Annotated in this window: 16 protein-coding genes; all 16 read right to left on the bottom strand. The window is 70.4% G+C overall.

Annotated features, from left to right (window positions below):
- Positions 1 to 121: 121 nt before the first annotated feature.
- From OTB19_RS32470 to OTB19_RS43460, 16 genes are read right to left on the bottom strand one after another with little or no spacing between them, the layout of a single operon-like run.
- A complete protein-coding gene (locus OTB19_RS32470) occupies positions 122 to 523 on the bottom strand; it encodes a hypothetical protein (protein WP_267802270.1) in 402 nt (133 codons plus the stop codon).
- Between the two features lie 36 nt (positions 524 to 559).
- Entirely contained in the window at positions 560 to 973 is a 414-nt protein-coding gene (locus tag OTB19_RS32465) for a phage tail tube protein (protein WP_267802269.1), read from the bottom strand.
- Between the two features lie 2 nt (positions 974 to 975).
- A complete protein-coding gene (locus OTB19_RS32460; protein ID WP_267802268.1) occupies positions 976 to 1,395 on the bottom strand; it encodes a DUF3168 domain-containing protein in 420 nt (139 codons plus the stop codon).
- Positions 1,392 to 1,760 (bottom strand): HK97-gp10 family putative phage morphogenesis protein, encoded by a 369-nt coding sequence (locus OTB19_RS32455; RefSeq protein WP_267802267.1) that lies wholly within the window; start codon positions 1,758 to 1,760, stop codon positions 1,392 to 1,394. The genes OTB19_RS32460 and OTB19_RS32455 overlap by 4 nt, the downstream gene beginning before the upstream one ends.
- A gap of 2 nt (positions 1,761 to 1,762) precedes the next feature.
- On the bottom strand, positions 1,763 to 1,918 hold the full coding sequence (locus OTB19_RS32450; RefSeq protein ID WP_267802266.1) for a hypothetical protein: 156 nt from the start codon (positions 1,916 to 1,918) through the stop codon (positions 1,763 to 1,765).
- Entirely contained in the window at positions 1,918 to 2,253 is a 336-nt protein-coding gene (locus OTB19_RS32445; RefSeq protein ID WP_267802265.1) for a hypothetical protein, read from the bottom strand. The genes OTB19_RS32450 and OTB19_RS32445 overlap by 1 nt, the downstream gene beginning before the upstream one ends.
- A 2-nt stretch (positions 2,254 to 2,255) precedes the next feature.
- Complete coding sequence (locus OTB19_RS32440) at positions 2,256 to 2,603, bottom strand: head-tail adaptor protein (RefSeq protein ID WP_267802264.1); 348 nt, start codon at positions 2,601 to 2,603, stop codon at positions 2,256 to 2,258.
- Positions 2,600 to 3,196: a hypothetical protein gene (locus OTB19_RS32435; protein ID WP_267802263.1), complete on the bottom strand. Its 597-nt coding sequence runs from the start codon at positions 3,194 to 3,196 to the stop codon at positions 2,600 to 2,602. The genes OTB19_RS32440 and OTB19_RS32435 overlap by 4 nt, the downstream gene beginning before the upstream one ends.
- 20 nt (positions 3,197 to 3,216) lie before the next feature.
- Positions 3,217 to 3,540 carry a hypothetical protein gene (locus OTB19_RS32430; protein ID WP_267802262.1) on the bottom strand — a complete coding sequence of 108 codons (324 nt, stop codon included), beginning with the start codon at positions 3,538 to 3,540 and terminating at the stop codon, positions 3,217 to 3,219.
- On the bottom strand, positions 3,540 to 3,908 hold the full coding sequence (locus OTB19_RS32425) for a hypothetical protein (RefSeq protein WP_267802261.1): 369 nt from the start codon (positions 3,906 to 3,908) through the stop codon (positions 3,540 to 3,542). The genes OTB19_RS32430 and OTB19_RS32425 overlap by 1 nt, the downstream gene beginning before the upstream one ends.
- Positions 3,909 to 3,922: 14 nt before the next feature.
- Positions 3,923 to 4,786, bottom strand: coding sequence for a P22 phage major capsid protein family protein (locus OTB19_RS32420; protein WP_267802260.1), 864 nt, complete (start codon positions 4,784 to 4,786; stop codon positions 3,923 to 3,925).
- Positions 4,787 to 4,800: 14 nt separating this feature from the next.
- The gene (locus OTB19_RS32415; RefSeq protein ID WP_267802259.1) at positions 4,801 to 5,529 is read right to left on the bottom strand and encodes a hypothetical protein; all 729 of its coding nucleotides are present in this window, start codon (positions 5,527 to 5,529) and stop codon (positions 4,801 to 4,803) included.
- A gap of 53 nt (positions 5,530 to 5,582) precedes the next feature.
- On the bottom strand, positions 5,583 to 6,548 hold the full coding sequence (locus tag OTB19_RS32410) for a hypothetical protein (protein ID WP_267802258.1): 966 nt from the start codon (positions 6,546 to 6,548) through the stop codon (positions 5,583 to 5,585).
- Positions 6,532 to 8,031 carry a phage portal protein gene (locus tag OTB19_RS32405; protein ID WP_267802257.1) on the bottom strand — a complete coding sequence of 500 codons (1,500 nt, stop codon included), beginning with the start codon at positions 8,029 to 8,031 and terminating at the stop codon, positions 6,532 to 6,534. The genes OTB19_RS32410 and OTB19_RS32405 overlap by 17 nt, the downstream gene beginning before the upstream one ends.
- 10 nt (positions 8,032 to 8,041) lie before the next feature.
- Complete coding sequence (locus OTB19_RS32400; protein ID WP_267802256.1) at positions 8,042 to 9,676, bottom strand: hypothetical protein; 1,635 nt, start codon at positions 9,674 to 9,676, stop codon at positions 8,042 to 8,044.
- Positions 9,660 to 10,130, bottom strand: a complete 471-nt coding sequence (locus OTB19_RS43460; RefSeq protein ID WP_324290564.1) for a hypothetical protein — start codon at positions 10,128 to 10,130, stop codon at positions 9,660 to 9,662. Before OTB19_RS43460 ends, OTB19_RS32400 begins: the two co-directional genes overlap by 17 nt.
- Between the last annotated feature and the right edge of the window lie 40 nt (positions 10,131 to 10,170).

The following is a 10,170-nucleotide window of genomic DNA, read 5'->3' as shown; positions in this document are numbered from 1 at the left end:
CCTCCCCACCGGCCTCCCCATCGGCAGTCCCGAGGACTGCCTTACCTGCGCCGGCACCCTCTACCTCGGCAGCCCGGCCTGACCGGCCCAACCCCCCTCCACGAACTTTCGCGGTGCAGCACTAGTCGGAAGTAGAAGACCCGCTCTGGGCGGGCTCGGAGTTTCCCGCCGCGTCCTCGGTCGCCTTCTTGCCCAGGCCGGACAGCCGCTGCGCGTGCTTGTACAACACCTTGATCACTGCGCCGTTCTTCAGGCCGAGGGCCTTCACTTCCTTGTCGGTGTACAGGCGCTGGAAGTCCTCGTCGACCAGGCACTTGGCGAGGAGCCGCGCCGAGCTGTCCAAGAGGTTCACGCTCTGCACGTTGCCCTGTGAGCCCATGCGGACCATGGACGCCTCGTAGGCATCCCGTTCGGTGCCGGACAGGCCCAGGATCCGAACCTCGCCTTTCCACTCGGGGACCGGGATGTCCTCCCACGTCCGGTCGTCCGCAGCGTCGATCTGTGCTCGTGTCAGCAGGGCCACGGCCGCGCCTCTCTCTCGGGTGTCTCAGGGGTGGGGTCAGGAGATGGTCGGCTTGCCGGACACCTTGAACGTCAAGGACGCGGCGAGCTTGTCGTCATACGGGGCTTCGCTTTCGAAGCCGGTCATGACGGCCTTGAAGCTCCAGGTCGTGGTGTCCGGGTCGGGGAAGACGACGCGGTAGTTGCGCGGGTCGACGTCGTCGAAGTCGCCGATGAGGACGTCGTGCATGGCGGGGGCGTAGTTCACGTCGAGGGACACCTCGCCGCCGTCCTTGAGGCCGCCGATGAACTCCATCCAGGCATCCGGGCTGCTGTGGCTGGTGACGTCGATGGTTTCCCGGGACAGGCCGGGGCCGCTGATGTTGGTGGTGTCGGCGATGGAGGTGAAGACCTCGGGGCCGGCGCCGTCGCCGCGCTGGAACGCGGTGCCGAATCCGTTGATTCCAGACATGGCTACTCCTGTTCGGTGATGACGCGGAAGCGCAGCACGATGTGGCGGATGTCCCCGGGGGGTTCCGGGTCGGTGAGGGTCTGAGAGAACTCAAACCGCGTGCTCACGTGGTGCAGGCCCGCGACGGTGAGCGGCTGGTGGTCGAGCAGCTCGGTGATCCGGGCGGCGATGCGCTGGCCGCGCGAGTGCCCGCGGTACCGGGACCAGACGTGAAGGGTGATCGTGGTCTGGCGGCCGAAGCCGCCGTGTCGGTTGTCGGGGATCTCGGTGGCCTCGCCGATCACGACATAGTCGAAGGCGACGGCCTCGGGAACGTAGTCGAACACGCCGGTGATCAGGGTCCCGAGCGCGGCTGTATCACCGGTCAGGCGCCCGTACAGGGCCGCCTGCACGGGCCCCAGGCCGGTGGGCGCCTCGGTCACCGGACGGCCCGCCGCACCTCGTCACGGATCCGCGCCTCGATCCGTGTCCGCTCGATCTCCAGCGCGGGCCCGAGAGCCGGCCGTGCGGAGATGCGGCGGTTGCCGAACTCATGGACCACGGCGTACCGGGCGGTGTCGGCGTCGTTCCATCCGATCACCGCGGTCAAGCCGCCGTCCTTGTACGTGATGTCGACCTTCTCGCGGAGGTTGCCGGTGTCGAGGCGGACAGTGCTCTGTACGTCCTTCTTGACGGACTCGGCGCTCTCCTTCACCGCGCGGACCAGCGCCTGCTTGATCTCCTCGGGCAGCTCGTCGAGGCGCTGCGCGAGACGCTCCAGGCCCACGACTCGGACGGTGACGGCCACGGCTATCTCCTCTTGGCCAGGAGCCGGCGCAGGTCGGCGAGTTCGCCGGCCACGGCGAGGAGCGCCCACACCAGGCGCTCGCCGCTGGGGCCGTCTTCCTCGGCGCGGCGTCTGCAGTCGGCCGGCTCGGTGGGCAGGGGCGGGGGCTGGTCGGCCATCAGGTGCCGAGCTCGAAGCAGGCGACCTTGACGGCGGTGACCGAGTCGTAGGTGATCGAGGCCCGGCCGTCGGCGCCCCGAAAGATGTTGGTCAGGGGGATGGCGGCGGTCTTGCCGGCGGCGACGGTGACGGCGACGTTGGCGATCGCGACCCCGGACACGGTGCCCGGGGTGTTGACGGTCACGGTCTTGGACGAGGCGTCGCCGTTGAAGACGTACAGGAATCGGTTGCTGCCGCACGGCGCGGTGTCGCCGAGGGCGGTCGCGGTGACGGCGCTGGTGTCGAGGGTGAGTCCGGTGGCGACGGGCACCACGGTGAGCGCGAGAGCGGCCACGGTCAGGCTCCTTCCCGCTGGATCAGCTCGCAGGCTGCCCGGCGGTAGACGGGGGTGGAGGGGGCGACCACGGCCAGGACCCGGAACACCTGGTCGTGGCCGAGCTGGTCGGTGCCGCGCAGCTCGTCGCCGCGGCGCACGTCGGCGCGCGGGTCGAGATACACGGTGTGGTCGTGCGGGCTGCCCGCCTGGGCGGCGAGCATCCGGTCCGCGTTCGAGGGCAGGTCGACCTTGGCGCGGACGGTGCCCTGCAGGGCGAGGACGGTTTCCTGGCCGCCGGCGCCGTCGCCGGTGGTGGCCGGACGCCACACGTTCAGGCGGCGGTTCAGGTGCCGGCCGGGGCCGATCACCGCGACCTCGCCAGGTCGATGCCGCCTCCGAAGCGCGCGGCCAGGCGCTCGCGCCAGTGCTGGGGGAGTTCCATCTCCGTGAGCCGGCCGTCGGCGGCGTAGGTGACGGCCCAGTCCCCGAGCCGCTCGGAGGTGACGATCTTGTCGGCGGCCAGTCCGGTCCCGTCGTCCTGCGAGCGGAAGGTGACCAGGGCCGCCGCGGCCATACGGCAGACCAGGTCGACGATGTCGGCGGGCACGGTGGGCAGGCCGTGGGTGTAGGTCACCTCCACCTCGGACGGGCCGTCCGGACCGGTCCATCCGGCGGCCCGCCACAGGGCTTGTGAGCGCAGCCGCCAGTCCGTCACCGCGACGCCGTCCAAGGCGACGGCGGCGACGGCGGTGACGGGCAGGCCCGGCAGTCGCAGCCGGCTGTCCTGCTCGCCCTCGAGAACGATGGTTGACGTCGTCGCCGAGATGGGCGCCCCGGCCGCCTCGCGTACCGCGGTCGAGGCGACGTCCAGATACACCTCGACGATCGGGGTTTCGGCGACGTCGAGGACCAGGCCGCGCGCGGACAGATCCTCGACGGTCGCCAGGGGGGACAGTGCCACGGCGTCGCCTCCCGGGTCGGCTAGCTGGCCAGGTCGATCAGGTCGGCCTTGGTGTAGTTCGCCGCGTCGTCCGCCGACAGGAGTCCGCGGCGGACCACGTGGGCGATCCAGTCGGCCTTGGGCGCGTTGACGGCGGGCCGGCTCGGGTCGGGTGCCGTCCCGTCGCCGGTGCCCGGGCCCGGGTCGACGTCGGCCGGTTCCCGTGTGGGCGTGTGCGGGGAGCCGTCGGCGTTGACGCGGACCAGGAGTCCGCTCGCGTACCGCTCGGCGATGGCCTCGGGCAGGGGCAGGTCCATCGCGATGACGGCCCCGCCCTCGCCGCGCACGTGAATCGTCTCGACCATCAGGTGTTCCTCGGGATCTTGAACGCCGTGATCGTGGCGTCCACGGTCGCGGCCTCGATGAGGAGCGAGCCGTCCGCCTGGATGAAGCGGCCGGACTCGAACGGGCCGATGAGTTGCACACCGGTCGTCGCGGCGACGGTGACGGACAGGTCGCCCTGCCCGGCGGCGATGGCCTGCGGGCCGCTGCCGGCCTTGACCTTGATGACCTGCTGCACACCGGTGTTCACCACGCGCAGGACGGTGAGCTCGGCGAAGGCGTCGGCGACCTTCATGTTGTTGGTCGGGGCGACGACGGTGGTCGTGCCCGCGGGCTGGGCGAGGTTCCCGTTCGGCACCAGGTTGGAGTACGGGATCAGGGTGGTGGCCATGGGTCAGGCTCCGATCAGGCGGCGGGGTTGATGAACGCGGCGGCCAGGTGGTCCGGGCGGATGACCTTCGCGCCGTACAGGGCCAGGCCCTTGACGGCGTCCGAGAACGAGGACTCGGGGCGGTACGCCTCCGTCTTGTTGAGCTGCTCGGCGAACGTGATGGCCTCCTTCACACCGGCCTGCACGACGGTGGTGTCACCGGTCGGGACAGGGCAGTTGTTCGACTCGTAGATGTCGAAGCCGGCGGCCCGGCCGACCAGGCCGTTACGCAGACCCGCGTCGGTGCCGGCCTCCTGCGACTTGATGAACCGGGAGTCCAGGAGCAGGGAGCCGTAGGCCTCGGGCGGGAGGATGACGTACCGCCCCAGGGTGGGCACGTTGGCCTTGGTGAGCTTGGTCCGCAGCGGGACGAGGACCTTGTCGTACACGTCCGTGGGCGCGGTGTACGTGTCGATCGGAGAGCCGACCACGTTCAGGAAGTTGGACGCGGCGATCTGCGTGTACAGGCCGGCCACGTACTGGTCCATGACGTCGGCCAGCCCGTAGGCGGCCTCACTCATGGCCTGCGGCATCAGCGTGGACTTGGCCTGCCGCTTGTCGACGTCGTCGACCATGAACGCCCAGTACTTCGCCTGGTCGACGACGAGGGTGCGCTGGCCCGTCTGCAACTTCTCCGGCGTGATGACGGTGGAGCCGGGGACGTAGGTGCCGACCGCCGGGCGGGACACGGAGGTGATGCGGACGGTGTCGCCCGCCTCGCTGATCTCCCCCTCGTAGTCGCGGTTGACGACGTTGGGGGCCGCGTAGACGAGGGCCTTGCGGGTGCCGACAAGGAGCCTGCTGCTCCAGATCTCGGGGACGAAGTTACGAACGGTCATGGTGGCCTCCTGGCCTACTTGCCGCCCATGAGGTCATCGAGCCGGCCGTCAACACTGGCGCGGTCGATGTCCTCGGCGGACATGGTTTTGAGGTCTGCTCGGGTGAGCTGCTTCGGCCGGGACGCCTTGCGCGCCGCTCCGCCGTCGCCAGTGCCCTGGAACCGAGTGGCCTTTGCGGCTGCCAGGTAGGGCTTGGACTTGATCAGTTCCTGAATCGCATCGGCGACCTCGTCCTCGTCGAGGTTGCCGTCCTCGTCGACCTCGAACTGTCCGAGGTCGAGGAACTTGTACGCGTCGGCCGGGTCGGCGAGGACACCCTTTGCGGCCGCCTTCACCTCGGACCGGATGATGCGAGCGTTGGCCTTCGTGACGGCTTCCTGCTCGGCCCTGCGGCGGATCGTCTCGGCCTCGTCGGCGCCGTCCTTCTCGGCCAGGCGCTGCTCCAGCTGCCTGGCCCGGTCCCGCTCCGCCCGCCATTTCCCCTTCATGGAGGCCAGCGCCCGCTTGCCCTTGTCGCCGAGCTCGTCGGCGCCGGCCGGGTCCGCGTCGTCGTCGCCGTCCTGGCCGTCGCCGCCCTCGCCCTGGTCGTCGCCCCTGCCTTCCTCGTCCTCGTCCTCGGCGCCGTCGTCATCGCCCTCGCCGCCGTCGGCGTAGAGCACCGGCGAGAGCGGGCCGACGGCGTAGGGGTGGGCCCACCCGGGCGCGTGCGCGCGGGCGTGGCGGGGCAGGGTGCTGCGGTCCATGGGTACTCCCGTTGCGGGTGTGGGCGCGTGCGCGTTGCGCGCGGGCGCGGGGGTCAGACGATGTAGCCGTTGCGGCGCAGGAGCCGCACGGCGTGTTCGCGGTCATCGGCCTGGCGGTAGATCTCCTCGGGCATGAGCCGGGGGGTCCTGGCGGTGCGGTACCGGTTGCCGGGCAGCTTCTCGAAGTTCTTGCGGCGCTGGCCGGCGATGCCGCGGCGGGTGATGCCCTCGGTGGTGGCCTGCACGGTCCGGCCGAACACGGTGGCCGAGGTCATGCCGCGGCGGGCGTTGACGACCTGGGCGACATCGGCACCGTCCTTGATGGCCTTCGCCCCGGCCTCGCCGAACGTCTTGCGCAGCTGCGCGTCCGACATGGTCTTGACGACGTCCTCGGGGCTGGTGGGCTCGGGCCGGTGATCGCGGGTCACCGGTTCCATCGAGCAGTGACACCGCGGGTGCCGGGCGAACGCCGAGCTCACCCCGTACTCGCGGCCGGCCAAGACGATGCACCGGTTGCACGCGCCGGACTCCACGACCCGGATGTAGGACGTGACCGCCGGCCGGGACACCATCGCTACCGAGTCGGCCGCCCGCCCGGCGTCGGCGACGGCCGTGCGCACGAGGAGGTCGAGGAGGGCCTGGCCGCGCGCCATCGCGTGGACGACCGGCACCCCGCGCGTGATCAGGCGCAGCGCGGACCACATGGGCGACATCAGGACGTCGGCCAGGGCCAGGCCGTTGCCGGTGACCCCGACGAGGGAGGAGGGGATCAGCCGGTCCGTATCGGGCCGGTCCTGATCGGGGCCGAGGAGACCGTCCAGCCAGGCTTCCGAGGTGGAGGCCGCGGCGAGCTGGCCGCCCGAGACGAGCGCCAGGACGTTGACCAACAGGCCGAGCCATGAGGTGTGGATGTTGTCGCGGTCGACCCGCAGCCACATCGCGCGGACCGCGCGTGACGTCGCGGCGGCCAGCCGGCGGCGGGCCTCCATGTGCGCGACGGCGTCAGCCGACGGGCTCACGATCGACCTCCTCCTCGTCGGCCTCGGCCGGCTCCTCCTCGACGTCGCCGGGCGCGGGCGGGGGCCCGGGCTGGTTGGCCATCATGCGGGTGATCTCGGAGACCGGGTCGGCCTCCATCTCCCGCTCCCGCATGGCGATGACGTCGGCGACCTCCGTGGGAGTCAGGCCGTATCGCAGCGCCAGCCACTCGAAGGGGAACCCGAGCTGCTTCAGCTTCAGCAGCGCGTCGGCCATCTGCGCGTGGCTGCGCGACTCGGTGTCCGCCCACAGGACCCGGCCCGAGCGCAGTTTCTCGGCCAGCGCGGTCTGTCCCTTGGCCAGGGCGATCAGCCGGGCGACCTCGCGCAAGCCCTGCCCGAGCCACAGGATCTTCTGGTCACAGCGCTTGACCAGGCCGGTCTCGGCGGCGAGGAGGGTGCCCTCGCCGATGTTGGACATGGCCGAGATCAGGTAGTGCTGCGGAGTGCGCGTCTGGGCTGCGAGGTGGCCGACAGCGGTCTCGATGATGCCGGTGTACATGGCGAGGTTGGCGGCCTGCCACTCGGCGATACGGGCGTCCTTTCCGGTGATCCAGGCGACCCTGTCCACCTGGAACTTGGCGAGGTCGACAGCCTGTTTGCCGACGATCTCCCCGGCCGTGTTCAGCTTCGGGATCGTCGGGCGCTCGGCGCCCATGATGACGCGCTGCGGGAAAGAGGCTGCGTCCGAGGCGGTGAATAGCTGGGCCCACAACAGGTTGATCGCGTCCTGCATGGCGACGACGCCGGAGACGTCGCTGATCGGCTCCTCGACGAGCATCGGCTTGTTGGGGAGCTCCACCATCGGGACCATGCCCATGGGGTTGGGCTGCGGGTTCGGCTCGGTGTGGAGCTCCCGCGGCTGCCAGCGCTTCAGCTCCTCGTCGACGTCGGCCATCTGCGGTGACTTGTCCTGGCGCTGCAGGGGCCGGCAGAACTTCCACACCTCGTCGGGCAGGTAGAGGGTCGCGTAGTCCTCGGCTCCGTCCTGCCAGCGCTTCAGCGCGGCACGCCGTCGGCGGCGGGATCCGGGCTCGTAGCCGACGATGCACTGACTCGCGTCCTCGAACGTGACGACGGGCATGTCCGGGTCGTCAGGGTCGCCCCAGACGAGGACGAACGTGCGGGCGCCGGTGATCGATCCGAGGAACCCGAGCTGCGAGTCGGCGTCCAGGCCATTGACCTGCCACACCCTCCACAGCTCGGCGTCCGCCGAGACCTCGCCGGAGGCCTGGAACCCGGTAACGGTGAGCCGCTCGACGGGAGCGTCGGCAACCACCTGCACCCAGTTGTCGGAGAAATCGGCGTAGCGCTCGCCGTGGAACTTCGCGAACTCATCCGAGGCGAACTTCAGCGGGTGCTTGCCGCGGTAGTAGTCGTTGTGCCGGTCGATCGGTCCCCGCCGGCGGATGAGTTCGTTCTCAAGGAGGCCGACCAGGCGGAGCGCCTCTGTCTCTGAAGCCATCGGGTCCTCCTCAGCTGCCGTAGTAGTAGGACTCGACGGGCTCGGCCAGGCCGGCCGCGATGACGTCGCCGAGCGCCTCGTGAGCGAGCACGGACGGGATGACCGCGTCGATCTTCTGTGCCGGTGACGCCTTGCGGAGCACGTACCGGTCCATCGGCCGGGCTTTGGCTCGGGCGTTGGCCACGTGCGCCGCTGTGATCGAGCACCCGTCGTGCGTGAAAGCGGCCCCGTCCGAGTTCCGCTTGATCACGTCCGTCTTCAGGCGCTCGCACGCGGAGTGCATCTGAACGATGCGGCGGGTGTGCCAGCGGATGACGCGCTCCTCCCCGTACAGGTCGACCCATTCGTCGATCTCGGTGTCCCAGTACGGCGGGTCCGCGTACAGCCGGACCACGTCGTACCGGCGCATGAGCTGATCCATCGCCGCGCGCACCTCGGCACGCGGGACCTGCCCGCCGTAGTCGGCCGGGTTCCAGATCGTCGGCTCGTCCTCCGGCCCATACACGGGCGTGAACTGGTAGCCGTCCATCGTCTCGGCGCGGATCGCCGTCCAGTCGTCGGAGTCCGAGCCATCGAACCCGAGGACGATGCGCGTCATCGGGCGTACCCGCCGCGGCTTCTCCTTGGTCGCCCACTTCGCGACGTCCAGCCATGACGCGGAGCCGGCCACGCAGCGGTTACCGAAGAAGCGTTCGGCCTGCGCCTCGTCCTTTTCCATGATCTCGGCCGCCTCGGCCTCGATCGAATCGAGATCCACATGCGCACTGCCCGCGTACACGATGCTGTGGATCTTCCGGCGCTGCCGCTTGTCCCGGTAGGACAACGACTTGGGCGCCTGCGGATGGAACCGGAAGACGTCGCGGGCCTTCGACTCGGACGTCGTCTGCGCAACGCTGTCCTCGGACGGGTCCCACCCGTTGGTGGTCTCCATCGACCGGCCACCCATGCCGGCCACACCGCGGCGCTGCGTCTCGGAGACCCTGCGCAGCTTGTTCGCCGTGTTGTACAGCCCCGTCTCGTCGTTCAGGGCGAAGATGATCGGGTTGCCGAGTCGGGACAGGGCGCTTGAGGTGACAACGTCGATCCGGCCGTCATCCCGGATGCGGGTGAACTCCTCGCCGACTTTCATGAACGTGGCGAGCGGGCCGCGCTTCACCATCGACTGCAGCGGCCGGTACACGTTGGCGACCTGGTCCGCCGAGGTGGCCGTCAACTGGATCTCGGGCGTGGGCCACGGCACGCCCATCGGGTCCCCGGGAACGTACTCGTACTCCCACCCGCACTCGCACCCGTGATCCGAGCACCGGTACCGCTCACCGCCCTGCGCCCACCCCGCGAACACGACGGGGCCGGCGGCCTCGGCGAGCACGATGCACGCCGACCAGGGGCCCTTGCCGGTCTTCTGCGGCATGACGATCTGCGAACGCCGGTAGTGGAACGCCGGCGCCAACTGCCCCACGCGGGCGGTCGGCTTGACCCGGTAGTGGTTGACCGTGCACCAGAGCTGCCACGGGTACAGCTCCATGCGCTCACCGCGCCGGAAACCGTCCGGGACGGGGCAGTGCCGCTCGATCCAGTCCGCGACCACCCACAGGGTGGGGAAGTCGACGACGTACTCGGCCCCCGCCTCAGGACCCTTCGCCACTGCGCACGACCTTGAGGCGATCGCGCGCCGACGGCCGCCGCACGGCCGGCGCCTCGGGGCTCACGGGCGGCGCGTCGACCGGGGCGATCTTCCACCGGTTGCGGAGCATGCCCTGAACGCTGAGACCGAGGCTGTCGAGGTAGCCGCGCACCATCTTCTTCACGTCGACCCGCGCGTCGACGCGCTCGGCCTCGACCAGGGTCCGCACGAACAGGGCCACTTCCAGGGCCTGGCCGAGCTCCTCCCACATCACGGCCTGCGGCTTCTCCCACAGGTCGTCCCACACGTCCCGCTCACGGTCGGCGGGCTCGGTCAACGGCCACTCGGGCGCGTCACCCGGCCGCCCGTCGGCCGGCAGGACCCGCCAGCCGGCGGCGTCGGTCTTGCGATCACGCCGCAGCGCGTTCGGGTCGGGCGCCGGCCCGGACACCGCGCGAGCTCCACCACGGGGCATGTCGATCACTCCCTCACCGGCCGCGTTGCGCGACCCGCTC

Origin of the sequence: Streptomyces sp. H27-H5, assembly GCF_026627505.1 — a bacterium.
Classification (GTDB): Bacteria; Actinomycetota; Actinomycetes; order Streptomycetales; family Streptomycetaceae; genus Streptomyces.
The sequence above is the reverse complement of the archived record's forward strand: the minus strand, read 5'-3'. Positions and strand labels throughout refer to the sequence as shown.